General features: G+C 63.4%; 36 protein-coding genes. 2 read left to right on the top strand and 34 right to left on the bottom strand.

The genetic code is table 11. From position 1 onward, the window contains the following. Positions 1 to 77: 77 nt before the first annotated feature. The 5 genes from ACVCNR_RS00180 to ACVCNR_RS00160 form a co-directional block, all read right to left on the bottom strand. Entirely contained in the window at positions 78 to 869 is a 792-nt protein-coding gene (locus tag ACVCNR_RS00180; RefSeq protein ID WP_447073311.1) for an ATP12 family chaperone protein, read from the bottom strand. A gap of 16 nt (positions 870 to 885) precedes the next feature. Next, positions 886 to 1,800, bottom strand: coding sequence for a DMT family transporter (locus tag ACVCNR_RS00175; RefSeq protein ID WP_447073309.1), 915 nt, complete (start codon positions 1,798 to 1,800; stop codon positions 886 to 888). Continuing rightward, entirely contained in the window at positions 1,797 to 2,783 is a 987-nt protein-coding gene (locus tag ACVCNR_RS00170; RefSeq protein ID WP_354195956.1) for an RluA family pseudouridine synthase, read from the bottom strand. The genes ACVCNR_RS00175 and ACVCNR_RS00170 overlap by 4 nt, the downstream gene beginning before the upstream one ends. An 84-nt stretch (positions 2,784 to 2,867) precedes the next feature. Next, on the bottom strand, positions 2,868 to 4,175 hold the full coding sequence (locus ACVCNR_RS00165; protein WP_447073307.1) for a replication-associated recombination protein A: 1,308 nt from the start codon (positions 4,173 to 4,175) through the stop codon (positions 2,868 to 2,870). A 12-nt stretch (positions 4,176 to 4,187) separates the two neighbouring features. Beyond that, positions 4,188 to 5,678, bottom strand: a complete 1,491-nt coding sequence (locus tag ACVCNR_RS00160; RefSeq protein ID WP_447073305.1) for a DegQ family serine endoprotease — start codon at positions 5,676 to 5,678, stop codon at positions 4,188 to 4,190. 279 nt (positions 5,679 to 5,957) lie between these two features. Between ACVCNR_RS00160 and msrP the strand changes: the two genes are divergently transcribed. Both msrP and msrQ read left to right on the top strand, forming a co-directional pair. After that, the gene (gene msrP, locus ACVCNR_RS00155; RefSeq protein WP_447073303.1) at positions 5,958 to 6,905 is read left to right on the top strand and encodes a protein-methionine-sulfoxide reductase catalytic subunit MsrP; all 948 of its coding nucleotides are present in this window, start codon (positions 5,958 to 5,960) and stop codon (positions 6,903 to 6,905) included. After that, entirely contained in the window at positions 6,905 to 7,537 is a 633-nt protein-coding gene (gene msrQ, locus ACVCNR_RS00150; RefSeq protein WP_447073302.1) for a protein-methionine-sulfoxide reductase heme-binding subunit MsrQ, read from the top strand. The genes msrP and msrQ overlap by 1 nt, the downstream gene beginning before the upstream one ends. A gap of 78 nt (positions 7,538 to 7,615) precedes the next feature. On the opposite strand, the gene rplQ is transcribed toward msrQ, so the two are convergent. From rplQ to ACVCNR_RS00005, 29 genes are all read right to left on the bottom strand, one after another. Next, entirely contained in the window at positions 7,616 to 8,044 is a 429-nt protein-coding gene (gene rplQ / locus ACVCNR_RS00145) for a 50S ribosomal protein L17 (protein ID WP_354195966.1), read from the bottom strand. Positions 8,045 to 8,150: 106 nt separating this feature from the next. Next, positions 8,151 to 9,161 carry a DNA-directed RNA polymerase subunit alpha gene (locus ACVCNR_RS00140; protein WP_354195968.1) on the bottom strand — a complete coding sequence of 337 codons (1,011 nt, stop codon included), beginning with the start codon at positions 9,159 to 9,161 and terminating at the stop codon, positions 8,151 to 8,153. 100 nt (positions 9,162 to 9,261) lie between these two features. Next, positions 9,262 to 9,651 (bottom strand): 30S ribosomal protein S11, encoded by a 390-nt coding sequence (rpsK, locus tag ACVCNR_RS00135; protein ID WP_018427863.1) that lies wholly within the window; start codon positions 9,649 to 9,651, stop codon positions 9,262 to 9,264. Between the two features lie 157 nt (positions 9,652 to 9,808). Further along, entirely contained in the window at positions 9,809 to 10,177 is a 369-nt protein-coding gene (gene rpsM, locus ACVCNR_RS00130) for a 30S ribosomal protein S13 (RefSeq protein WP_354195970.1), read from the bottom strand. Positions 10,178 to 10,368: 191 nt separating this feature from the next. Further along, on the bottom strand, positions 10,369 to 10,959 hold the full coding sequence (locus ACVCNR_RS00125; protein WP_354195972.1) for an adenylate kinase: 591 nt from the start codon (positions 10,957 to 10,959) through the stop codon (positions 10,369 to 10,371). Further along, on the bottom strand, positions 10,956 to 12,296 hold the full coding sequence (gene secY, locus ACVCNR_RS00120; protein ID WP_354195974.1) for a preprotein translocase subunit SecY: 1,341 nt from the start codon (positions 12,294 to 12,296) through the stop codon (positions 10,956 to 10,958). The genes ACVCNR_RS00125 and secY overlap by 4 nt, the downstream gene beginning before the upstream one ends. 128 nt (positions 12,297 to 12,424) lie before the next feature. Continuing rightward, positions 12,425 to 12,898: a 50S ribosomal protein L15 gene (gene rplO / locus ACVCNR_RS00115; protein WP_447073300.1), complete on the bottom strand. Its 474-nt coding sequence runs from the start codon at positions 12,896 to 12,898 to the stop codon at positions 12,425 to 12,427. A 22-nt stretch (positions 12,899 to 12,920) separates the two neighbouring features. Beyond that, positions 12,921 to 13,118, bottom strand: coding sequence for a 50S ribosomal protein L30 (gene rpmD / locus ACVCNR_RS00110; protein WP_354195978.1), 198 nt, complete (start codon positions 13,116 to 13,118; stop codon positions 12,921 to 12,923). 25 nt (positions 13,119 to 13,143) lie between these two features. Beyond that, positions 13,144 to 13,713 carry a 30S ribosomal protein S5 gene (rpsE, locus tag ACVCNR_RS00105; RefSeq protein WP_354195980.1) on the bottom strand — a complete coding sequence of 190 codons (570 nt, stop codon included), beginning with the start codon at positions 13,711 to 13,713 and terminating at the stop codon, positions 13,144 to 13,146. A gap of 150 nt (positions 13,714 to 13,863) precedes the next feature. Continuing rightward, complete coding sequence (rplR, locus tag ACVCNR_RS00100; RefSeq protein ID WP_354195982.1) at positions 13,864 to 14,223, bottom strand: 50S ribosomal protein L18; 360 nt, start codon at positions 14,221 to 14,223, stop codon at positions 13,864 to 13,866. Positions 14,224 to 14,310: 87 nt separating this feature from the next. Then, positions 14,311 to 14,844: a 50S ribosomal protein L6 gene (gene rplF, locus ACVCNR_RS00095; RefSeq protein WP_354195984.1), complete on the bottom strand. Its 534-nt coding sequence runs from the start codon at positions 14,842 to 14,844 to the stop codon at positions 14,311 to 14,313. A gap of 87 nt (positions 14,845 to 14,931) precedes the next feature. Next, complete coding sequence (rpsH, locus tag ACVCNR_RS00090; protein ID WP_354195986.1) at positions 14,932 to 15,330, bottom strand: 30S ribosomal protein S8; 399 nt, start codon at positions 15,328 to 15,330, stop codon at positions 14,932 to 14,934. Between the two features lie 12 nt (positions 15,331 to 15,342). Further along, on the bottom strand, positions 15,343 to 15,648 hold the full coding sequence (gene rpsN, locus ACVCNR_RS00085; protein ID WP_354195988.1) for a 30S ribosomal protein S14: 306 nt from the start codon (positions 15,646 to 15,648) through the stop codon (positions 15,343 to 15,345). Between the two features lie 27 nt (positions 15,649 to 15,675). After that, the gene (gene rplE, locus ACVCNR_RS00080) at positions 15,676 to 16,251 is read right to left on the bottom strand and encodes a 50S ribosomal protein L5 (RefSeq protein WP_354195990.1); all 576 of its coding nucleotides are present in this window, start codon (positions 16,249 to 16,251) and stop codon (positions 15,676 to 15,678) included. Next, positions 16,244 to 16,558: a 50S ribosomal protein L24 gene (rplX, locus tag ACVCNR_RS00075; protein WP_354195992.1), complete on the bottom strand. Its 315-nt coding sequence runs from the start codon at positions 16,556 to 16,558 to the stop codon at positions 16,244 to 16,246. The genes rplE and rplX overlap by 8 nt, the downstream gene beginning before the upstream one ends. A gap of 12 nt (positions 16,559 to 16,570) precedes the next feature. Then, positions 16,571 to 16,939 carry a 50S ribosomal protein L14 gene (gene rplN, locus ACVCNR_RS00070; RefSeq protein ID WP_024924768.1) on the bottom strand — a complete coding sequence of 123 codons (369 nt, stop codon included), beginning with the start codon at positions 16,937 to 16,939 and terminating at the stop codon, positions 16,571 to 16,573. 76 nt (positions 16,940 to 17,015) lie between these two features. Next, positions 17,016 to 17,255 carry a 30S ribosomal protein S17 gene (rpsQ, locus tag ACVCNR_RS00065; protein ID WP_354195994.1) on the bottom strand — a complete coding sequence of 80 codons (240 nt, stop codon included), beginning with the start codon at positions 17,253 to 17,255 and terminating at the stop codon, positions 17,016 to 17,018. Between the two features lie 10 nt (positions 17,256 to 17,265). Continuing rightward, positions 17,266 to 17,466, bottom strand: a complete 201-nt coding sequence (gene rpmC / locus ACVCNR_RS00060; protein ID WP_354195996.1) for a 50S ribosomal protein L29 — start codon at positions 17,464 to 17,466, stop codon at positions 17,266 to 17,268. A gap of 12 nt (positions 17,467 to 17,478) precedes the next feature. Then, a complete protein-coding gene (rplP, locus tag ACVCNR_RS00055; protein WP_035032287.1) occupies positions 17,479 to 17,892 on the bottom strand; it encodes a 50S ribosomal protein L16 in 414 nt (137 codons plus the stop codon). Between the two features lie 25 nt (positions 17,893 to 17,917). Next, the gene (rpsC, locus tag ACVCNR_RS00050; RefSeq protein ID WP_354195999.1) at positions 17,918 to 18,634 is read right to left on the bottom strand and encodes a 30S ribosomal protein S3; all 717 of its coding nucleotides are present in this window, start codon (positions 18,632 to 18,634) and stop codon (positions 17,918 to 17,920) included. Beyond that, on the bottom strand, positions 18,634 to 19,023 hold the full coding sequence (gene rplV, locus ACVCNR_RS00045; protein WP_354196001.1) for a 50S ribosomal protein L22: 390 nt from the start codon (positions 19,021 to 19,023) through the stop codon (positions 18,634 to 18,636). Before rplV ends, rpsC begins: the two co-directional genes overlap by 1 nt. A gap of 2 nt (positions 19,024 to 19,025) precedes the next feature. Beyond that, the gene (gene rpsS, locus ACVCNR_RS00040) at positions 19,026 to 19,304 is read right to left on the bottom strand and encodes a 30S ribosomal protein S19 (protein WP_136355311.1); all 279 of its coding nucleotides are present in this window, start codon (positions 19,302 to 19,304) and stop codon (positions 19,026 to 19,028) included. A gap of 14 nt (positions 19,305 to 19,318) precedes the next feature. Beyond that, entirely contained in the window at positions 19,319 to 20,152 is an 834-nt protein-coding gene (rplB, locus tag ACVCNR_RS00035; RefSeq protein ID WP_354196003.1) for a 50S ribosomal protein L2, read from the bottom strand. Positions 20,153 to 20,174: 22 nt separating this feature from the next. Then, positions 20,175 to 20,468 (bottom strand): 50S ribosomal protein L23, encoded by a 294-nt coding sequence (locus ACVCNR_RS00030; protein ID WP_354196005.1) that lies wholly within the window; start codon positions 20,466 to 20,468, stop codon positions 20,175 to 20,177. After that, positions 20,465 to 21,085, bottom strand: a complete 621-nt coding sequence (gene rplD / locus ACVCNR_RS00025) for a 50S ribosomal protein L4 (protein ID WP_354196007.1) — start codon at positions 21,083 to 21,085, stop codon at positions 20,465 to 20,467. The genes ACVCNR_RS00030 and rplD overlap by 4 nt, the downstream gene beginning before the upstream one ends. Further along, positions 21,085 to 21,810 carry a 50S ribosomal protein L3 gene (rplC, locus tag ACVCNR_RS00020; RefSeq protein WP_354196009.1) on the bottom strand — a complete coding sequence of 242 codons (726 nt, stop codon included), beginning with the start codon at positions 21,808 to 21,810 and terminating at the stop codon, positions 21,085 to 21,087. The genes rplD and rplC overlap by 1 nt, the downstream gene beginning before the upstream one ends. Positions 21,811 to 21,868: 58 nt before the next feature. Continuing rightward, complete coding sequence (gene rpsJ, locus ACVCNR_RS00015) at positions 21,869 to 22,177, bottom strand: 30S ribosomal protein S10 (protein WP_006205468.1); 309 nt, start codon at positions 22,175 to 22,177, stop codon at positions 21,869 to 21,871. 66 nt (positions 22,178 to 22,243) lie between these two features. Further along, the gene (tuf, locus tag ACVCNR_RS00010; RefSeq protein WP_447073292.1) at positions 22,244 to 23,419 is read right to left on the bottom strand and encodes an elongation factor Tu; all 1,176 of its coding nucleotides are present in this window, start codon (positions 23,417 to 23,419) and stop codon (positions 22,244 to 22,246) included. Between the two features lie 67 nt (positions 23,420 to 23,486). Next, on the bottom strand, positions 23,487 to 23,618 hold a 132-nt coding region (locus ACVCNR_RS00005; RefSeq protein WP_447075611.1), incomplete at its 5' end, for a hypothetical protein.

Below are 23,618 nucleotides of genomic sequence, written 5' to 3'. Positions count from 1 at the left end.
CAAACGGCACCAGTGCTTTGGAATTATGACTTTGGTCTAATGTAGCCGCAAGCCTGAGCCGGCCGGCGGCCGCGGGCTCAGCCGGCCAGCGCGTCGAGCAGATTTACCGCCGCGACGAAATCCCTGTGGCGCTGGGAACGGCGCGCGACCGCCTCGGCATCCTGCCCCCATTGCTCGATCTGCCAATCCTCATCGACATGAGCGGCCAGCCATGCGTTTTCGGCATCCAGCTCGGCGGCCTCGACCGCCAGCGCCAACAGCGCCGAGCCGGTGAGCGACGTCATGACGTGCAGCGAGGCGAGCCGGAACGGATCGTTGCGGCGGGCAAGCCAGGCGCCGAGCACGGCGATCGACTCGCGCGGCTGCTCGACATGCATGACGCCCTCGGCCAAGTTGAGGCGGGCGCCGATGGCGGCCTGCGCCCAGTCCAGAACCTTGTCCCAATGCCTGTTCTGGCGCTCGACCAGGCCCTGCGGCCCATCAGCCCGGTAGCAGAGCATGTCGGACGAGGCGAAGCGCAAGATGTCTTCCAGCACGGCTTGCGGATCGGAAGCGACACCGTCGATCGCCGTGTTGACCAGCCGCAGCACCGGCATGGCCACCGGGTCGATCACGTCCTTCTGGGCCTCGAACTCGGCTGCGACCAGTTCCGCCGCCGCCTCTGTCGGCAGCGCCAGCAGGTTCCTGCCCGGCGTGCGCACCGGCTTGCCGTCAAGCTCTACGGCAAAGCCCCCGTCGCGACGCGCCACCGCTGCATGGCTGTAGAAGCGCTTGGGCAGGGGCGCGCGCATCTGGATCTGGGCGCGGCGGACAGGGTCGGGGTCCGACAGGTGGATGCCTTGCTCGATATCGTTCAGCATGTCGCGCATATCGACCTTCCTGCCCTCACCCGATGATCTGTTTTCGTACCGGCCTGTTGACGATGATAAGCCCGACGCCGATCAGCAACAACGCCGCCGCGATGCGCCAGCTCAACGGCTCATCCAGAAGCAGCGCGCCGCACAGAACCCCGAACACCGGGGTCAGGAAGGCGAAACTGGACAGGCCCGATGCAGGATAGCGCCTGAGCAGCCAGAACCACAGCACGAAAGTAAAGCCCACGATATAGCTTGCCTGAAACAGCAGTGCGGCGGTCGCCACCGGCGTCACCGAACGGATCGGCTCGGCCGCGAACGGCAGCGCGACGGCACTGACCACGAACGCGCCGGCAAGCTGGTAAAGCAGCACCTTCTCGGCGCTCACACTGGTCAGGCGCGAGCGCTTGATGGTCAGGTTGGTGGCGGCCCAGACAACTCCCGCGCCGAGGCTCAGCACATCGCCGACCAGGGTGCCCGACCCATCGAGCCGGTCGGAAAACACCACGACCATGCCGGCGAAGGCGAGCAGCAGGCCGAACAGCTTGCGCGCGGTGAAATGCTCGCCAAGCAGGAAGTGGCCGCCCAGCAGCATCCAGAAAGGCATGGCGTTGACCAGCAGCGTGTTGCGGGCCACCGTCGTATGCTCGAGACCGACCAGCAACAGCAGGAACTCGATGCCGAACAGCAACCCGGCCGCCATGCCGGCCAGCAGCGTGCCGTCCTTCTCGAACAGTGGAATGCGCCGCCACAGGCACCACAGGAAGACCAGCGCGCCACCGAGCGCGGCACGGACGAACGATACGAAAAGCGGATCGAAGCCCGTATAGGAAATCTTGGCCGCCACATAGTTGAGGCCCCATGACAGCGTCAGCCCGATCATCAAGGCGGTCGCCGTCAGGTCGATCGCATCGCGGCGATCGATTGCGCCCGTTGCCGTATTCACGCGTCGTTCTCGGCGCTCTGTTCGTCAAAACCGAGCAAATTCCAGCTCTGGCGCATGTGCGGGGGCATGGGCGCGGTCACGTCGATCCTGCCGCCGTCGGGATGCGGGATAACGATGCGGCGCGCATGCAGATGCAGGCGGTTCTGCATGCCGCCTGGAAAATCCCAATTGGTGTCGGCTTCGAAATATTTCGGATCGCCGATGATCGGGCAGCCGATATGGGCGGCGTGGACACGAAGCTGGTGCGTGCGCCCCGTATAGGGCTCCATCTCCAGCCAGGACAGCGACTGCGCCGCCTGCTCGACCACGCGGTAAAAGGAAACGGCATGGTCCGAGCCCTTCTCGCCGTGCCTGGCCACCCGCATGCGGTCGCCATCGGGCGTCTGCTCCTTGACCAGCCAGGTGGAAATCTTGTCCTCGCGCTTCGGCGGAACACCCTTCACCAGCGCCCAATAGGTCTTCTTCGTCTCGCGATGACGGAACGATTCCGACAGCTTCATCGCCGCCAGCCGCGTGCGCGCAACCACCAGCACGCCCGAGGTGTCGCGGTCGAGCCGGTGGACCAGACGCGGCTTCTCGCCCTTCTTGTTGCGCAGGGCTTCCAGCATGTCATCGACATTGCGGGTCACGCCCGAGCCGCCCTGCACCGCCAGCCCGGCCGGCTTGTTGAAGACATAGACCTTCGGGTCCTCGTGCAGCAGCATGCGCGCCAGCACATCGCCATCGTCCTGGTTGCGGATCGAATAGCCGGTCATCTGGTCGCTGGCCTTGCGGTCCACGTCGAGCGGCGGAATGCGGATGACATGGCCGGGCTCGACTCGCGTGTCGGCCTTGGCGCGGCCGCCATTGACCCGGACCTGCCCCGACCGCAGCAGCTTCTGCAGATGGCCGAAACCGAGGCCCGGATAATGGGCCTTGAACCAGCGGTCGAGCCGCATGCCGGCCTCGCCGGCCTCAACCGTTATCTGTTCTACGCCTGCCATGAGCCTGTCCATTGATCCCGGCCGCCAGATAGCATCAAGCGCCCGCCTTTGCGAGCCGGGTTGCGACATGGGAAAGTTGTTATGTCAGCCGCGTTCCTTGCGCAGCTTGGCCCAATATTCAAGGCGCTTCCTGATTTCGCGCTCGAAACCGCGCTCTGGCGGATCATAGAACGTCTGCCGGCCCATCTTTTCGGGGAAGTAGTCCTGCCCGGAAAAAGCATCCGGCTCGTCGTGATCGTAGCGATAGCCGGCGCCGTAGCTTTCTTCCTTCATCAGCTTGGTCGGCGCATTGAGGATATGCTTGGGCGGCAGCAGCGAGCCATGTTCCTTCGCCGCCCGCATGGCCCCCTTGAAAGCGGTGTAGACGGCGTTCGATTTCGGCGCCGTGGCGAGGTAGACGCAGGCCTGCGCAAAGGCCAGTTCACCCTCTGGCGAGCCGAGATAATCATAGGCATCCTTGGCGGCATTGGCGACGACGAGCGCCTGCGGATCGGCAAGGCCGATATCCTCCACCGCCATGCGCACCAGCCGCCGGCCGAGATAAAGCGGGTCCTCGCCCGCGTCGAACATGCGCGCAAGGTAGTAGAGCGCCGCGTCCGGATCGGAGCCGCGCACGGATTTGTGCAGGGCCGAAATCAGATTGTAATGGCCGTCCTGTCCCTTGTCGTAGATCGGCGCGCGCCGCTGAACCACGGCAAGCAGGCCCTCGGCACCGAACACCTCGCCCGGCCCCGCCGCGCGCCACACCTCTTCGGAAAGCGTGAGCGAAGCGCGGCCATCACCGTCCGCCATCCGCACCAATGCCGCCCTCGCCTCCTCGTCGAGCGGCAAGGGCTTGCCTTCGGCCTCCTCGGCGCGGGCCAGAAGCTTGGCGATGCTTTCCTCGTCGAGCGAACGGAAGGTGAGCACGCGGGTACGCGACAGCAACGCCGCGTTCAGCTCGAAGGACGGGTTTTCCGTCGTGGCACCGACGAGAATGACCGTGCCATCCTCCATCACCGGCAGGAAACTGTCCTGCTGGGCGCGGTTGAAACGATGGATCTCGTCCACGAACAGCAAGGTCTGGCGGCCGTTGGCACGGCGCAGACGGGCCGTCTCGAACACCTTCTTGAGGTCCGCGACACCGGTGAAGATCGCCGAAACCTGCTCGAAGGCAAGGCTGGTTTCGCCCGCCAGCAGCCGCGCCACCGTGGTCTTGCCCGTTCCCGGTGGTCCCCAGAAGATCATGGAACCGAGCGAGCCGGAACGGATCATGCGCGTCAACGCCCCGTCCGGGCCGGTCAGGTGCTCCTGCCCGACGACCTCGGCAAGGCTCTTCGGCCGCAGCCGGTCTGCGAGCGGCTGTCCCACGGGCGCCGCCAGCGGCTTATCGGGGCTGAACAGGTCCGCCATGTTCTTCCGATCTCAGTAGCGCAGAACCTGGCGCATCAACTGCCCGTCGCGTTCGATGGTGAAACGCCACCAGCGCGAGTTCTGCTGCGATGCGTCGGCCAGCTTGCGGGCGCTGTCGATGGTCTGGCCATTGACCTCGCGCACGATGTCGCCCGGCCGCAAGCCGAAATCGCCGGCAGGTGAATTGCGGTCCACCTCGACCACGGCAACACCCTTCGTATCGGCATTCATTCCGAGGCGCTGGGCCAGCCGGGGCGAGAGTTCCGCCACCTTGGCGCCGGCAAAGGGGCTGCGTCCGCGCAGTTGCACCTGCGCGTCGGCGGCGCCCTCCGGCGCCCGCTGCAAGGCGATATCGACCTTCTTTTCCTCGCCCTTGCTCAGCACATCGAGCGCGGCCTGCGTCCCGATCGGTTGCGTCGCCAGCCGATAGCCGAGCGCGTCCACGCCCTCGATGCGGGCGCCGTTGAAGCTCAGCACCACATCACCCGGCCGTAACCCGGCCTGATCGGACGGGCCGCCCGCCTCGACGGCCGAAACCAGCGCGCCGTACGGCAGTTCCATGCCGAGCGATTCCGCGATCTGCGGGGTCACCGGCTCGAAGGTCGCGCCGATATAGGGCCGCTCGAAGAAGTCGCGGCCGGACTTGGCGGCCTCGACGAAGGCACGCACCATGTTGGCGGGAATGGCGAAGCCGATGCCGATGGAGCCGCCGCTGCGGCTGTAGATCGCGGTGTTGATGCCGACCAACTGTCCCGCCATGTTGATGAGCCCGCCGCCGGAATTGCCGGGATTGATGGCGGCGTCGGTCTGGATGAAGAAGCCGGAATCGGAAATGCCGATATGGCTGCGGGCCAGCGCCGAGACGATGCCGGAGGTGGTCGTCTGGCCGACGCCGAACGGATTGCCGATGGCCAGAACGAGGTCACCCACCTGCAAGGCGTCGGAATCGCCGATGGCGATGGTCGGGAACGGCTTGTCGGACTCGATCTTCAGCACGGCCAGGTCGAGCGACTCGTCCTTCAGCAGCACCTTGCTGGCAAACTCGCGGCCATCGGACATGGCCACCTTCACCTCGTCCGCATCCTTGATGACGTGGAAATTGGTAACGACGAAGCCGGCCTCGTCGACCACTACCCCCGACCCCAGCGAGGACTGCGCCCGCGGCATCGAACGCCCGAAGAACTGCTCGAAGAACGGGTCGCCCTCGAAGGGCGAGCGCACGCGGGCCGTCTTGGAAGCATAGACATTGACCACGGCCGGCGCCGTTTCCTTGACCAGCGGGGCAAAGGAAAGCTGCACCTCCTCACGGCCGAACGGCACGCGGCGGTCGGGGCCGGACGTCGTGTCCGCATCGCCGGAACCTTGCAGCAGATCGGTCAGCACCTCGCTGAGGCCGGGCGACTCGCCCTTCCTTTCCTGGGAAAGCGCCTGTGGCGCAAACGGCGCGGCAAGAAGCATGGACAGGACGCCGATAACGGCGACGGTCAGACGCTTGGGAGCCATGAACGAATCCTCCGAGCAATGTCGCCGTCCATTGTCGCGACGATTGTGCAAAATGAAAGGCTTGTTAAGCCCGATTGGCGCGGCGCTTCAAGGCACTTCCCAAGCGTTGCGGCTTCCCTGGGCCTGCGGGTTCCGACGCCGGCGTGCGACCACGGCATGGCCCTGGGCCGACTACACGAAAATGTGGCCAAGCGTGATCCCGATGGCAGTCGAAACAGCATTCCACGCCCGTTATATAGTCGATGTCGCAACCATCACAATGCCAGCGAGGCGACCGTCATGCCTGCCTATCACCCACCCCGGATCGCCGCCGGGGAAATCACGCCCGAATCGATTTTCCTGAACAGACGGGGTTTCCTCGCCGGAGCCGGTGCTGCCGGCCTGCTTGCCTTCGGAAGCAGCGTTCCGGCCGGAGCCGCGGCATTGAAGGCATCGGAAAGCCGCTTCTCGACGGATGAGAAGCTGACATCGGAGGACGACGTCACCGCCTACAACAATTTCTACGAGTTCGGCCTCGGCAAGGGCGACCCGAAAGCCAAGTCGGGCAAATTCAAGCCGACCCCATGGACCGTCAAGGTCGACGGCATGGTTAGCAAGCCACGCGAATTCGGCCTTGAAGAACTGCTCGCCTTCCCGCTCGAGGAACGCATCTACCGGATGCGTTGTGTCGAGGCATGGTCCATGGTGATCCCGTGGACGGGCTTCCCGCTGGCCGCGCTTCTCGACAAGGTCGAACCGCTCGGCTCGGCAAAATACGTGGCTTTCGAAACCGTCGTGCGGCCGGACGAGATGCCCGGCCAGGGCGGTTTCTTCCAGTCCCTGGCATGGCCCTATGTCGAGGGCCTGCGGCTTGACGAGGCCCGCCACCCGCTCACCATCCTCGCGCTCGGCCTTTACGGCAAGACCTTGCCCAACCAGAACGGCGCGCCGGTGCGGCTCGTGGTGCCGTGGAAATACGGCTTCAAGGGCATCAAGTCGATCGTACGCATCACGCTTACCGACAAGCAGCCGCCGACCACCTGGAACATCGCGGCGCCGAACGAATACGGCTTCTATGCCAACGTCAATCCGGCGGTCGATCATCCGCGCTGGAGCCAGGCCAGCGAAACCCGCATCGGCGAAGGCGGCTTTTTCGGCGCCAACCGGAGGCCGACCCTGCCCTTCAACGGCTATGAGGAAGAAGTCGCCAAACTCTATGCCGGGCTGGACCTGAAGGCCAACTTCTGATGCCGCTTTCGCCACGCTTGCGTAAAGCCTCCGTCTGGGCACTCTATGCCATCGGGCTCGTTCCCGCCGCCTGGGGCTTCTGGCTTGGCGCCACCGGCCGGCTGCCGGGCAACCCGGTCAAGGAATTCGAGCATCTGCTGGGCCTGTGGGCGCTGCGCTTCCTCATTGCCACGCTCGCCATCACGCCGCTGCGCGACATCTTCGGGCTGAACGGGCTGCGCTACCGCCGGGCGCTCGGGCTGCTCGCCTTCTGGTATGTGCTGATGCACTTCACCACCTATATGGTGCTCGACCAGTTCCTGAACTTCGCTGCCATCGTCGAGGATATCGCCAAGCGTCCCTTCATCACCATCGGCATGGCGGGGCTGGCGATGCTCGTTCCGCTGGCGCTGACCTCCAACAGCTGGTCGATCCGCAGGCTGGGCGCGCGCTGGGGAAAACTGCACCGGCTAGCCTATGTCATCGCCGCGGCGGGCGTGCTGCACTACGCCCTGTCGGTGAAGGTGGTCGGGCCGGAACAGTGGGTCTACATCGCGATCATCGCCCTGCTGCTGGCCTGGCGACCGCTGCGGCCATATTTCAACCGTCGCAAACGCGCCCCACGACACCGCGTTACAATCGAGCGTGCCTGAGAAAAACGGAAAGGCAGAAAAGCAAAAAGGCCGGGAGAGCGATCTCCCGGCCTTCGATTGAATATGCTGCCCGAAAGATCAGGCGGCTTCGGCCTCGTCAACGCCTTCGGCCTCGACGCGGGCGCGGTCGCCGGCGCCCTTGGCCGAGGTGTCGCGATCGACGAACTCGATCACGGCCAGCGGGGCGTTGTCGCCGCGGCGGAAGCCGGCCTTCATGATGCGCAGGTAGCCGCCATTGCGGGTCGCATAGCGCGGTGCGATGGTGTCGAACAGACGCTTGACGACATCCTCATTGCCGATCTGCGCGATCACCTGGCGGCGGGCGTGCAGGTCGCCGCGCTTGCCGAGGGTGACGAGCTTCTCGACGATCGGACGCAGGTCCTTCGCCTTCGGCAGGGTGGTGACGATCTGCTCATGCTCGATGAGCGAGACGGCGAGGTTGGCGAACATCGCCTTGCGGTGGCTTGCACTGCGTGAGAAACGACGGCCTTTGAAACCGTGGCGCATGGCTCTTTTCCTTCTTCAGCTATTCAGGAGGCCACGGCCTCCGATGGTTTTCCGCATGGCCGTCGGACCGGACGAGCCGGTCCTCGGTACCATGCTCTATTCAGGCTCAGTACTGGTCTTCGTAACGCTTCGCGAGATCTTCGATGTTCTCCGGCGGCCAGTCCTGAACCTCCATTCCGAGGTGCAGGCCCATGGAAGCCAGAACTTCCTTGATCTCGTTCAGCGACTTGCGGCCAAAATTCGGAGTGCGGAGCATTTCCGCCTCGGTCTTCTGGATCAGGTCGCCGATGTAGACGATGTTGTCGTTCTTGAGGCAGTTGGCCGAACGGACCGAAAGCTCCAGCTCGTCCACCTTCTTCAACAGTGCCGGGTTGAAGGCGAGTTCCGTCACCTGCTCGGCGGCGGTTTCCTTCTGCGGCTCCTCGAAGTTGACGAACAGGCTGAGCTGGTCCTGCAGGATGCGGGCAGCGAAAGCCACCGCGTCCTCGCCCGTCACCGAACCGTCGGTCTCGATGGTCATGGTGAGCTTGTCGTAGTCGAGAACCTGGCCCTCGCGGGTGTTTTCGACCTTGTAGGACACCTTCTTGACCGGCGAGTAGAGGCTGTCGACGGGGATCAGCCCGATCGGAGCATCCTCGGCGCGGTTGCGCTCGGCCGGGACATAGCCCTTGCCGGTGTCGACCGTGAACTCCATGCGGATCTCCGCACCCTCGTCCAGCGTGCAGATGACGTGGTCGGGGTTGAGGATCTCGACATCGCCAACGGTCTGGATGTCACCGGCGGTGACGGCACCGGGACCCTGCTTGCGCACAACCATGCGCTTGGGACCCTCGCCTTCCATCTTGATGGCGATTTCCTTGATGTTGAGGACGATGTCGGTGACGTCCTCGCGCACGCCTGCAATCGAGGAGAACTCGTGCAGCACGCCGTCGATCTGGACAGCCGTGACGGCAGCGCCGCGCAGCGACGACAGCAGAACCCGGCGAAGCGCGTTGCCCAGCGTGAGACCGAAACCACGCTCCAGAGGCTCGGCAACCAGCGTGGTCACCGTCTTGTTCTTTGACGAGAACTCGACCTTGTTCGGCTTGATCAGTTCCTGCCAGTTTTTCTGGATCATATTGCCTTCCTTCCGTTTCCCCACCACCATCCAATCGTGGCGGGCGACCTGGAAAACCGCAAAAGCGCCCGTGGGCGCTCAAGCGGCGAAAAATGAAATGTCAGACGCGGCGCTTCTTGCGCGGACGGCAGCCATTGTGCGGGATCGGCGTCACATCACGGATCGAGGTGATGGTGAAGCCGGCAGCCTGAAGCGCGCGGAGAGCCGATTCACGGCCGGAACCGGGGCCGCAAACCTCGACCTCGAGCGTGCGCATGCCGTGTTCCTGCGCCTTCTTGGCGGCGTCTTCGGCAGCCATCTGGGCAGCGAACGGGGTCGACTTGCGCGAACCCTTGAAGCCCTGGGCACCGGCCGACGACCAGGCAATCGCATTGCCCTGCGCGTCGGAAATGGTGATCATGGTGTTGTTGAAGGTCGAATTCACGTGGGCAACGCCCGACGAGATGTTTTTACGTTCGCGACGACGAACGCGAGCGGCTTCCTTGGCCATGTTTTTCCTTTCAGTTGATCTCTACACCGCCGTAATGCCAGCGGCTACACCTGTTGGGGAGTAGGGCAGTAGGGGAATAAGGGAGTATGTTTCCGTCGCGGCAGGCCGCAGCGTCTTTACATACTTCCCTACTCCCCTACTCCCCCATTCCCTGAAATTACTTCTTCTTGCCGGCGATCGCCTTGGCCGGGCCCTTGCGGGTACGCGCGTTGGTGTGCGTGCGCTGACCGCGAACCGGCAGCGAGCGGCGATGGCGCAGGCCGCGGTAGCAGCCAAGGTCCATCAGGCGCTTGATGTTCATCGAAACTTCGCGGCGCAGGTCGCCCTCGACCTGATAATCGCGGTCGATGGCCTCGCGGATCGCCAGCACCTCGGCATCGGTGAGCTGGTTCACTCGACGCTCGGCCGGAATGCCGACCTTGTCGATGATCTCCTGGGCAAACTTCTTGCCGATGCCGTGAATATATTGCAGCGCGATAACGACGCGCTTGTTGGTCGGGATGTTGACGCCGGCTATACGGGCCATCTTCGTTCTCCATGTGGGCCGGCCATGCCGACGCTGTTGCTTTTACCCGCGTCCGGTGGAGGCCGGCCCTTGCAGGTGTTTCTTCAAGTTGCAGCAAGCATGCCAAAACGGCACGCCCACCTCACGCCTTGTGGGAATGAGGGGTCGCCATACTCCACATGACCGCTGCCGTCAAGTGAAGGCGAAAAGTTTCAGCCGACGGCCTCCGGCAGCAGCGCCTCGATCTGCGCCGTCACCTCGTCCATCGAGGCCATGCCGTCGACGCCCTTGAGCATGCCCTTGGCATGGTAATAGCCGATCAGCGGGGCGGTCTTCTTGTAATATTCGCGCAGACGCTCCTCGAACACTACGGGGTTGTCGTCCTTGCGCACCGGCTGGCCGGCAGCCTTGGCTTCCTCGGCCCGCTTGACGATGCGGCCGACCAGCGCACGGTCGTCCACCACCAGCTCGATCACGCCGTCCAGCTTCTTGCCACGCTCCTTGAGCATGGCCTCGACAGCGTCGGCCTGCGCCAGCGTGCGCGGGTAACCGTCAAGGATGAAGCCCTTGGCGCAATCGGGCTGGTCGATGCGTTCGGCGACGATGGCATTGACCACGGCATCCGAGACCAGCTCGCCGGCATCCATGATCGCCTTGGCCTGCTGGCCGACCGGCGTCTGCGCCGCCACCGCGGCGCGCAGCATGTCACCGGTGGACAGTTGCGGAATGCCGTATTTGCTTACGAGCCTCTGGGCCTGGGTGCCCTTGCCCGCCCCAGGCGGGCCCAGCAGTATAAGCCTCATCGTCCCCTCTTTCCTCCACGCAGCTTCGACTTCTTGATCAATCCCTCATACTGGTGCGCGATCAGGTGTCCCTGGATCTGCGCGACCGTATCCAGCGTCACACTGACAACGATCAGAAGCGAGGTGCCGCCGAGATAGAAAGGAACGCCCGTCGCCGCAATCAGATATTCCGGCAGCAGACAGACGGCAACCAGGTAGACCGCGCCCAGAACCGTGATGCGGGTGAGCACATAGTCGATATATTCCGCCGTGCGCTCGCCGGGGCGATAGCCGGGAATGAAGCCCGAATGCTTCTTGAGCTGGTCGGCCGTATCCTTCGGATTGAAGACGATAGCCGTGTAGAAGAACGCGAAGAACACGATCATCGCGCCGTACAGGAACATGTAGATCGGCTGGCCGTGGCCGAGGGCCGACAGGATGCTGGAAGCCCAGGCCGGCATGTTCTGGGTATTCGAGAAGCCGGCAAGCGTGGCCGGCAGCAGGAGCAGCGACGACGCGAAGATCGGCGGAATGACGCCCGACGTGTTCAGCTTGAGCGGCAGGTGCGAGGTATCGCCCTGGAACATGCGGTTGCCGACCTGGCGCTTCGGATACTGGATCAGCAGGCGGCGCTGGGCGCGCTCCACGAAAACGATGATGGCGATGACCACCACCGCGAGCGCCATGATGGCCAGCACGAGGCCGGTCGACAGTGCGCCGGTGCGGCTCAGCTCCAGCGTTCCGCTGATGGCGCGCGGCATGCCGGCGACGATGCCCGCGAAGATGATCAGCGAGATGCCGTTGCCGATGCCGCGGGCGGTGATCTGCTCGCCCAGCCACATCAGGAACATGGTGCCGCCCGTGAGCGTGATCACCGTGGAGATCTGGAAGAACAAGCCGGGGCTGGAAACGATGTTGTTGCCGCTCTGGAGGCCCACGGCGATGCCGTAGGACTGGACCAGCGCAAGCAGGACCGTGCCGTAGCGGGTGTACTGGTTGATGATCTTGCGGCCCTGCTCGCCTTCCTTCTTCAAGGCTTCGAGCGTGGGAATCACCGAGGTCATCAGCTGCATGATGATCGAGGCGGAGATGTAGGGCATGATGCCCAGCGCGAAGATCGCCATGCGCTCGACGGCGCCGCCGGCGAACATGTTGAACATGCCCAGCACGCCGCCGCTCTGCTGCTGGAAAGCCTGCGCGAAGGCTTCAGGATTGATTCCCGGCAGCGGGATATAGGTGCCAAGCCGATACACAAAGAGCGCACCGAGCGTGAACCAGATGCGCTTCTTCAGATCCTCGGCCTTGGCGAAGGCCGCAAAATTGAGATTGGATGCCAGTTGTTCAGCAGCCGAAGCCATGCAAATTTCTCCGCTGGACGACGCGGGGGCCCGCTTCGGGCGGCGCGTATCACCGAAGACCCGAGATAGGCCCGGCGCGGCCAAGATGCAAGCGGCCGCATTGACGCGGCCGCTTTGTTATTCCGGTATTATTCAGCCGCCGCAGCTTCGGGCAGCTTCACCGATCCGCCAGCCTTCTCGATCTTCTCGATCGCGGCCTTGGAGGCCCCGGCAACGTCGAAGGCAACCTTGGCCTTCAGCTCGCCGTCGGACAGGATACGGACGCCGTCCTTGAGGCGGCGCACGACGCCGGCCTTGACCAGCGCTTCGGCCGTCACCGTCTCCTTGGCGTCGAGCTTCTTGGCGTCGATAGCAGCCTGGATGCGAGCCAGCGACACGGCATTGTAGCTCTTCGAGAAGAGGTTCTTGAAGCCGCGCTTGGGCAGACGGCGATAGAGCGGCATCTGGCCACCCTCGAAGCCGTTGATGGCCACGCCGGAACGCGACTTCTGGCCCTTCACGCCGCGGCCGCCGGTCTTGCCGAGGCCCGAGCCGATACCACGGCCCACGCGCTTCTTCGAATGCGTTGCGCCTTCGTTGTCACGCAGTTCGTTGAGTTTCATATTCTGTCTCCTGCGCTGTGGCTCAGCCCTCGTCCACGACGCGGACGAGATGCGAGACGGAGGCGATCATGCCGCGCACCGAAGGGGTGTCCTCCAGCGTGCGCTGCTTGTGCATCTTGTTGAGGCCGAGGCCGACCAGCGTCGCGCGCTGCTCCTTCGGACGGCGGATCGGCGAGCCGATCTGCTCAACGGTGATGGTCTTGGTAGCTTTCTTTGCCATGATGATGGTCCCTCGTCAGCGCCGACTATTCCTCGGCGGCCACGGCGGTGCCGCGACGAGCCTGGAGGGTCGAGTACTTGATGCCACGAGCGGCAGCGACATCCTTCGGGTGCATCTGCTTCTTCAGCGCATCGAAGGTGGCGCGAACCATGTTGTAGGGGTTGGAAGACCCCATCGACTTGGCAACGACGTCATGCATGCCGAGCGTCTCAAACACAGCGCGCATCGGACCACCGGCGATGATACCGGTACCCTGTTTGGCGGTGCGCAGCAGAACGCGGCCGGCGCCGTGACGGCCCTCGACGTCGTGGTGCAGCGTACGGCCCGAGCGCAGCGGCACGAAGATCATGTCGCGCTTGGCCGATTCGGTCGCCTTGCGGATGGCTTCCGGCACTTCGCGCGCCTTGCCGTGACCGAAGCCGACGCGGCCCTTCTGGTCGCCGACGACGACGAGCGCGGCGAAGCCGAAGCGACGGCCGCCCTTCACCACCTTGGCGACGCGGTTGATGTGAACGAGCTTGTCGACGATGCCGTCGTCGCGCTCTTCGCGGTCACGGCCACGCTCGCGGCCGCCTTCCCTACGTTCCTGTGCCATATCCTGATCCTTATTTTTTTCCGGAAGCACGGATTGCTGAAATGCCGGCAGCCCTGTTTCGGGATGCCGGCGGCGAAATTCACGTCTCCTGTGAACGATCCAGAGGAAAAAGTCAGCAACTTTTTTGTCGCTGGCCCTTTCCGGACCGCCTTAGAAGCTCAGCCCGCCCTCGCGAGCAGCCTCGGCCAGGGCCTTGACGCGGCCATGATAGATGTAGGCGCCGCGGTCGAAGACCACTTCCTTCACGCCCGCCTTGATCGCGCGCTCGGCGATCAGCTTGCCGACTTCGGCAGCCGCAGCGCTGTCAGCGCCGGTCTTCTTGGAAGACTTGAATTCCTTTTCCAGGGTCGAAGCGGCGGCCAGGGTGCGGCCCTGGGCATCGTCGATCACCTGCACATAGATGTTCTTCGACGTGCGATGAACCGACAGACGCGGGCGACCGTTGGCAACGGCCTTGATCTGACGACGGACGCGCGCGGCGCGGCGCTGGGTGGATTCCTTGGAAGCCATGTGTATTTCCTGCCTTGTAAAACGGGAGCTGCCTTATGCGGTAGGCCGAAGCGCCTCCCGCGACACCTTCCCGTGGCGTTGACGTTCTTACTTCTTCTTGCCTTCCTTGCGGAAGATCTTCTCGCCCGCGTAGCGCACGCCCTTGCCCTTGTAGGGCTCCGGCTGGCGGTATTCGCGGATCTCGGCGGCCACCTGGCCAACCTTCTGCTTGTCGATGCCGGTGATGCTGATCTCGGTCGGCTTCGGGCAGGCGAGCGTGATGCCTTCCGGAGCCTCGTAGATCACTTCATGGCTGAAACCCAGCGAAAGCTGGATGTTCTTGCCCTGCATGGCGGCACGATAGCCGACGCCCTGGATCTCGAGCTTGCGCTCGAAACCGTCCTTGACGCCGACCAGGATGTTCTCGATCTGCGAACGGGACATGCCCCACTTGGAACGCGCATCCTTGGAGGCGTCGCGCGGCTCGACGCTGATCTCGCCGTTTTCCAGCTTGACCAGAACCTCGTCGTTGACGACGAACTTCAGTTCGCCCTTCGGACCCTTGGCCGTAACGGTCTGACCGTCAACGGTGGCGGTCACGCCCTGCGGCACGGCTAGGGGCTTCTTACCAATACGAGACATTGTGTTGTCCTCGTCACTCTTATTGTTTCAGGTCCTGCCGGGAGACGCGGGTCTCACCGGCAATTCCTATCGGGAACGGTTACCGGATCAGAAGACCTGGCAGAGAACTTCCCCGCCGACATTCTGTTCACGCGCCTCGTGGTCGGCCATCACGCCCTTGGGCGTCGAAAGGATGGCGATGCCAAGGCCGTTGGCAACCTGCGGGATCGACTTGGCCGAAACATAGACGCGGCGTCCGGGCTTCGAAACGCGCGAAATCTCGCGCACCACCGGGGAACCGTCGAAATACTTCAGCTCGATCTCGATCTCGGACTTGCCGTTGTCGAAGTCGGTCTGGCTGTAATCGCGAATATAACCTTCCGCCTTCAGCACTTCGAGGACGCGGGCGCGCAGGCGGGAAGCCGGCGTCGACACGGTCGTCTTCTTGCGGCCGTAGGCGTTACGGATACGGGTCAGCATATCGCCGAGAGGATCGCTCAGGGACATCTCGTCTACTCCTTACCAGCTCGACTTGACCAGGCCCGGGATCTTGCCCGTGTTGCCCAGGTCGCGCAGCGCGACACGCGAAAGCTTGAGCTTCCGATAGAAGGCGCGCGGACGGCCGGTGACTTCACAACGGTTGCGGATGCGGATCTTCGCCGAGTTGCGCGGCAGGGCCGACAGCTTGAGCTGGGCGCGGAAGCGCTCCTCAAGCGGCAGCGACTGGTCCATCACGATGTCCTTCAGCGCCTTGCGCTTCGCGGCATACTGCTGGACGAGCTTGCGGCGCCGGTTGTTCTTCTCGACTGAGCTGGTCTTTGCCATTTCAGATTTTTCCTTTGCTCGCTGCCGTTACTGGCGGAAGGGGAAGTTGAAAGCCTTGAGCAGCGCCCGGGCTTCGTCGTCCGTCTTCGCAGTCGTACAAACGATGATGTCCATGCCCCACATCTGATCAACCTTGTCGTAGTTGATCTCCGGGAACACGATGTGCTCCTTGAGGCCCATGGCATAGTTGCCACGACCGTCAAAGCTCTTCGGGTTGAGGCCCCGGAAGTCGCGAACGCGCGGCAGCGCGATGTTCACGAGACGATCCAGGAACTCATACATCTTCTCATTGCGAAGGGTGACCTTCGCGCCGATCGGCATGTTCTCACGCACCTTGAAGCCGGCGATCGACTTGCGGGCGCGGGTCACCACGGCCTTCTGGCCGGTGATCAGGGCCAGGTCCTCGGCCGCAACGGACGGCTTCTTGGAATCCGCGGTCGCCTCGCCGACGCCCATGTTCAGCACGATCTTCTCGATGCGCGGAACCTGCATCTCGTTGGAGTACTTGAACTGGTCCTTCAGCGCCTGGCGGATGGTCTCGTTGTAGACCTTCTTCAGGCGCGGCGTGTTCTTGGCTTCTGCCTGTGCTGCTGCCTTAGCCATTGATCGTTTCTCCCGAGCGCTTGGCAAAGCGCACTTTCTTGCCGTCCTTCTCGACGCGGAAACCGACGCGGGTCGGCTTGCCATCCTTGGGGTCGGCCAGCGCGAGATTCGAGAGTTGAATCGGCGCTTCCTTGGTGATGATGCCGCCTTCCTGGGAAGCGGACTGCTTCTGGTGGCGGCGGATGAGGTTCACGCCACGCACGATGGCGGTGTCTTCCTTCGGCTGTACGGAGAGGACCTCGCCGGAGCGGCCCTTGTCCTTGCCGGCCAGGACGACAACCTTGTCGCCTTTACGGATTTTCTGCATGGTTGCGGCTCCTTACAGCACTTCAGGCGCGAGCGAAATGATCTTCATGTGGTTCTTCGCGCGAAGCTCGCGCGGAACCGGCCCGAAGATGCGCGTGCCGACCGGCTCCTTCTTGTTGTCGACCAGAACCGCTGCGTTCTTGTCGAACCGGATCACGCTGCCGTCGGGACGGCGGATGTCCTTGGCCGTGCGAACCACGACCGCCTTCATCACATCGCCCTTCTTGACGCGGCCGCGCGGAATGGCTTCCTTGATCGACACCACGATGATGTCGCCGACGGAGGCGTACTTCCGCTTCGAACCGCCCAGCACCTTGATGCACATGACACGACGTGCGCCGGAATTATCCGCCACGTCGAGGTTTGTTTGCATCTGAATCATGACTGGCCGCCTTTTTCTTCTCTATTGGGAGAGGCCCTGCCCTCCCCGGTCTGTCCAAAATTCGCTCTACGCCCGATCAAGCCTGGTCCTGGGCCACGACGACCCAGCGCTTGTCCTTGGAGATCGGCGCCGATTCCTGGATCAGGACGGTGTCGCCAACCTTGTGGGCGTTGTTCTCATCGTGCGCCTTGTACTTCTTCGACATGCGCACGACCTTCTTCATCACCGGATGCGTGAAGCGGCGCTCCACCTTCACCACGACGGTCTTGTCGTTCTTGTCGCTGACGACGACGCCCTGCAGAATACGCTTCGGCATGGTTTTTTCCTTATGCCTTCTTGGCCGCGGCTTTTTCCGCAGCAATGGTCTTGATGCGCGCGATGTCCTTGCGGACCTGCTTGACGCGGTCGGTCTTCTCAAGCTGGCCGGTGGCCTTCTGGAAGCGCAGGTTGAACTGTTCCTTCTTCAGGGAAGCCAGTTCGTCAGAGAGCTGATCCTGCGTCTTCGAGCGGATATCTGAAGCTTTCATCTCTGCTCTTCCTTATTCAGCGATGCGCTGCACGAAACGCGTGCGCACCGAAAGCTTGGCAGCACCCAGACGCAGCGCCTCACGCGCGACATCCTCCGGGACGCCGTCGATCTCGAACATGATGCGGCCGGGCTTCACGCGGGCCGCCCAGTAATCGACCGAGCCCTTGCCCTTGCCCATACGGACTTCGGTGGGCTTGCTCGTCACGGGCAGATCCGGGAAAATACGGATCCACACGCGGCCGGCGCGCTTCATTTCGCGGGTAATCGCGCGGCGGGCCGCCTCGATCTCACGCGCGGTGACGCGGTTCGGCTCCAGCGCCTTCAGTCCGAAACCACCGAAATTCAGATCGGTGCCGCCCTTGGCGGTGCCGTGGATACGGCCCTTGAACTGCTTGCGGAACTTTGTGCGCTTTGGCTGCAGCATCTTACTTGCTCCAAATTCTCAATTATCAGGCGTGCTCGCGACGACGCTGGCCGCCACGATCGCCGGTATTGGCTTCGCCCTCGGTCGCCCGGCGCTCGGAAGCCATCGGGTCGTGCTCGAGAATCTCGCCCTTGAACACCCACACCTTGACGCCGCAGATGCCATAAGCGGTCTGAGCCTCGGCAGTGCCGTAGTCCACATCGGCGCGCAGCGTGTGCAGCGGAACGCGACCTTCGCGGTACCACTCCATGCGCGCGATCTCGGCGCCGCCGAGACGGCCGGCGCAGTTGATGCGGATGCCTTCGGCGCCAAGACGCATGGCCGACTGCACAGCGCGCTTCATGGCGCGGCGGAAGGCGATGCGGCGCTCGAGCTGCTGCGCGATGGACTGCGCGATCAGCGTGGCGTCGGTCTCGGGCTTCCGCACCTCGACGATGTTCAGGTGCGTCTCCGACTGGGTCATCTCGGTCAGCTTCTTGCGCAGCTTCTCGATGTCGGCACCCTTCTTGCCGATGATCAGACCCGGACGCGCGGCGTGAATGGTCACGCGGCACTTCTTGTGCGGACGCTCGATCACCACCTTGGAGATGGCAGCCTGCTTCAGCTCCTTCTCCAGGTATTCACGGATCTTCAGGTCCTCGTGCAGCAGCTTGCCGTATTCCCCGGTGTTCGCGTACCAGCGCGAATCCCAGGTCCGGTTGATGCCGAGACGGAGACCGATCGGATTGATTTTCTGGCCCATTACGCGGCCTCCCCTTTCTCTTCCACTTCACGAACGACGATCGTGAGGTGCGAAAACGGCTTTTCGATCCGGCTGGCGCGACCGCGGCCACGGGCGTGGAAACGCTTCATGACGATCGACTTGCCGACATAGGCTTCCGCGACAATCAGCGAATCAACGTCGAGGTCGTGGTTGTTCTCTGCGTTTGCGATCGCCGATTCCAGCGTTTTCTTCACCGTCTCGGAAATACGCTTGCGCGAGAATTCCAGATCGTTGAGCGCAGTCTGGACCTTCTTGCCACGGATGAGCGCGGCAACCAGATTGAGCTTCTGCGGGCTGACACGGATCGTGCGCAGAACGGCGCGCGCCTCGTTGTCAGCAAGCCTGCGCGGAGCTTTGGCCTTGCCCATCGTTACTTCCTCTTCGCCTTCTTGTCCGCACCGTGACCGTAGTAGGTACGGGTCGGGGCAAATTCACCGAACTTGTGGCCGACCATGTCTTCGTTCACCGAAACGGGAACATGCTTCTGGCCATTGTAAACACCGAAGGTGAGGCCGACGAACTGCGGCAGGATGGTGGAGCGGCGGCTCCACATCTTGATCACCTCATTGCGACCACCTTCGCGAACCTTGTCTGCCTTCTTCAGAAGGTAGCCATCAACGAAGGGGCCTTTCCAAACAGAACGAGTCACAGGCTTACCTCTTATTAGCTCTTGCGCTGATGGCGCGAGCGCACGATGAACTTGTCGGTCGCCTTGTTGGACCGCGTCTTCTTGCCCTTGGTCGGCTTGCCCCACGGGGTCACCGGATGGCGACCACCGGAAGTGCGGCCTTCACCACCGCCGTGCGGGTGGTCGACAGGGTTCATCGTCACGCCGCGGTTGTGGGGACGCTTGCCCCTCCAGCGCGTGCGGCCAGCCTTGCCGTCCTTGATGTTGGCGTGCTCCGGATTGGAGACGGCGCCCACGGTCGCGAAGCACGAACCGTGCACGATGCGCTGCTCGCCAGAGTTCAGGCGCAGGATCGCCATGCCCTGGTCGCGGCCGACGAGCTGGCCATAGGCACCGGCCGAACGGGCGATCTGACCGCCCTTGCCCGGCTTCAGCTCGATGTTGTGCACGATGGTGCCGACCGGCATGGCCGACAGCGGCATCGCGTTGCCCGGCTTCACGTCGGCGGTTTCGCCGGCCACCACCTTGTCGCCGGCAGCGAGGCGCTGCGGGGCCAGGATGTAGCTCAGCTCGCCGTCCTCGTACTTCACCAGAGCGATGAAGGCCGTGCGGTTCGGGTCGTATTCCAGGCGCTCGACCGTGCCGACGACGTCAAGCTTGCGACGCTTGAAGTCGATGATGCGGTAGGTGCGCTTGTGACCGCCGCCGATGAAGCGGGCGGTGACGCGGCCGTAGTTGTTGCGGCCGCCCGACTTGGTCAGGCCCTCGGTCAGGCCCTTGACCGGCTTGCCCTTGTGCAGGCCCGAACGGTCCACGATGACCAGCTGGCGTGTGCCCGGCGTGATCGGATTGTAATGTTTCAATGCCATTTTCTTATCCTCGCCGCTTCGCTCACAGGCCCGTCGCGACGTCGATCGAGTGACCGTCGACCAGGGTCACGATCGCCTTCTTGACGTCGCCCTGGCGGCCAACCGTGCCGCGGAAGCGCTTGACCTTGCCCTTGCGGACAAGCGTGTTCACAGCCGAAACCTTGACGCCGAACAGCGCCTCGACAGCAGCCTTGATTTCCGGCTTCGTCGCCTTCTTGGCAACGTTGAACACGACCTGGTTCTGCTCGGAAGCGATGGTCGACTTTTCGGTGATCGCCGGCGAGACGATCACATCGTAATGACGAAGGTCGGTCATTTGAAGCGCTCCTCGAGAGCCTCGACGGCGGCCTTCGAAAGGACCAGCGTGCCGCGGCGCAGAATGTCGTAGACGTTGATGCCCTGAACCGGCAGCACGTCGATGTTCGGGATGTTGGTGGCAGCCAGCTTGAAGTTGGCGTCCAGTTCCGCACCGCCGATGACCAGCGCATTGGTCAGGCCGAGCGACTTCAGGCTGGCCAGCAGCGACTTGGTCTTGGCCTCTTCCAGCTTCAGCTCGTCGACGACGATGATCGACGCCGCCTTCGCCTTGGCGGACAGGGCGTGCTTCAGGCCGAGCGCACGGACCTTCTTGGGCAGGTCGTGCTCATGGCTGCGGGAAACCGGGCCGTGGGCCTTGCCGCCGCCGCGGAACTGCGGAGCGCGAGCCGAATGGTGACGGGCGCGGCCCGTACCCTTCTGCTTGTACATCTTGGCGCCGGTGCGCGCGATGTCGGCGCGGCCCTTGGCCTGATGGGTGCCCTGCTGCTTCTTGGCAAGCTGCCAGCGCACGACGCGCTGCAGGATGTCCTCGCGGGGATCAAGACCGAAGATCTCGTCGGAGAGCTCGACCTTGCCGGCATCCTTGCCGGCGAGCGTTGTGATCTTGATGTCCATTATTCCGCTCCCTCAGTGGCCGGAGCTTCGTTCTTTTCAGCCGCCTTGGCAGAGGCACGGAAGGCCGCCGGCTTCGGCGCATTCTCGGGCAGCGCCGACTTCACGGCGTCGCGCACCAGGATCCAGGCACCCTTGGTGCCGGGCACGGCGCCGCGGATGAGGATCAGGCCGCGCTCGACATCGGTGGAAACCACTTCGACGTTCTGCGTGGTGACGCGGGTGGCGCCCATGTGGCCGGCCATCTTCTTGCCCTTGAACACCTTACCGGGGTCCTGGCGCTGGCCGGTCGAACCGTGCGAGCGGTGCGACACCGAGTTACCGTGCGTGGCACGACCGCCGCCGAAATTGTGGCGCTTCATGACACCCTGGAAACCCTTACCGGTCGAAGTGCCGGTCACGTCGACCTTCTGGCCGGCGACGAAGTGATCGGCGGTGATCTCGACACCGATATCGAGCAGGTTGTCGTCGGAAACGCGGAACTCGGCCAGCTTGGCCTTGGGCTCCACGGAAGCGCTGGCAAAATGGCCACGCATCGCCTTCGACGTGTTCTTCACCTTGGCGAGCCCGACGCCGAGCTGCACGGCGGTGTAGCCGTTCTTCTCCTGCGTGCGCTGCGCGACGACCTGGCAGCTCTCCATGCGGAGAACCGTGACGGGGACATGCTCGCCCGCATCATTATAGATGCGGGTCATTCCCAGCTTCTGTGCAATTACACCTGAACGCATCGGTTCATTTTCCTTCAGAGGAGCTCCGGGTTGCCCCTGGGAGCTCATGGTTCAGCTCTTAGAGCTTGATTTCGACGTCCACGCCGGCGGCCAGATCGAGCTTCATCAGCGCGTCGACCGTCTGCGGGGTCGGGTCCACGATGTCGAGGAGACGCTTGTGGGTGCGCATCTCGAACTGCTCGCGGCTCTTCTTGTCCACATGCGGCGAACGGTTGACCGTGAACTTCTCGATGCGGGTCGGCAGCGGGATCGGGCCGCGGACATTGGCGCCGGTGCGCTTGGCCGTCGAAACGATCTCACGCGTCGAAGCATCGAGCACGCGGTGGTCGAACGCTTTCAGGCGTATGCGGATATTCTGTCCGTTCATTCGTCTATTCCTTGTTCTGGCGCGGCGCGGGCGTTTACCCGCCCGCGACAGATCGATTGCTTGTTCTTATTCGACGATTGCGGCGACGATGCCGGCGCCGACGGTGCGGCCGCCCTCGCGGATGGCGAAGCGCAGGCGCTCTTCCATGGCGATCGGCACGATCAGTTCCACGTCCACCGTCACGTTGTCGCCCGGCATCACCATCTCGGTGCCGGCCGGAAGCGTCACGATGCCCGTCACGTCCGTCGTGCGGAAGTAGAACTGCGGACGGTAGTTGGTGAAGAACGGCGTGTGACGGCCACCCTCCTCCTTCGTCAGAATGTAGGCCTCGGCCTTGAACTTCTTGTGCGGCTTCACCGAACCCGGCTTGGCCAGAACCTGGCCGCGCTCGACGCCGTCACGGTCAACGCCGCGCAGCAGCGCGCCGATGTTGTCGCCAGCCTGGCCCTGGTCGAGCAGCTTGCGGAACATCTCCACGCCCGTGCAGGTCGTCTTGGTCGTCGGGCGGATGCCCACGATCTCCAGTTCCTCACCCACCTTGACCACGCCGCGCTCGACGCGGCCGGTCACAACCGTGCCGCGGCCCGAGATCGAGAACACGTCCTCGATCGGCATCAGGAACGGCTTGTCGATCGGACGCTCCGGCGTCGGGATGTAGGCGTCGACCTCGGCCATCAGCTTGCGGATCGCGTCCTCGCCCAGCTCCTTCGAGGAATCCTCAAGCGCCGCCAGCGCCGAACCCTTGACGATCGGCGTGTCGTCGCCCGGGAACTCGTACTTCGACAGAAGCTCGCGAACCTCCAGCTCGACCAGCTCCAGAAGCTCCGGATCGTCAACCTGGTCGCACTTGTTCAGGAACACAACGATCGCCGGAACGCCAACCTGGCGGGCCAGAAGGATGTGCTCGCGCGTCTGCGGCATCGGGCCGTCAGCCGCCGAAACAACCAGGATCGCGCCGTCCATCTGCGCCGCACCCGTGATCATGTTCTTCACATAGTCGGCGTGGCCGGGGCAGTCGACATGCGCATAGTGACGGTTCTCCGTCTCGTACTCCACATGCGAGGTCGAGATCGTGATGCCGCGCGCCTTCTCCTCAGGCGCGTTGTCAATCTGGTCATACGCCCGGAAATCGCCGAAGAACTTCGTGATCGCCGCCGTCAAAGACGTCTTGCCATGGTCAACGTGACCAATCGTGCCAATGTTCACATGAGGCTTCGTGCGCTCGAATTTACCTTTTGCCATGTGAGGTCTCCATTCCTGCTAGCCCGTTCGGGCATTGAACCAAGTTACTGTCGCAACCCTACGGGATTTAAGCGTATTTCTTCTGGACTTCCTGAGCCACGGCGGTCGGCACCGGCTCATAATGGTCGAACTGCATCGTGTACTGGGCGCGGCCCTGAGACATCGAGCGCAGGCTGTCGACGTACTTGAACATGTTGGC

It is taken from the genome of Aquamicrobium terrae, from assembly GCF_052978165.1.
The sequence above is the reverse complement of the archived record's forward strand: the minus strand, read 5'-3'. Positions and strand labels throughout refer to the sequence as shown.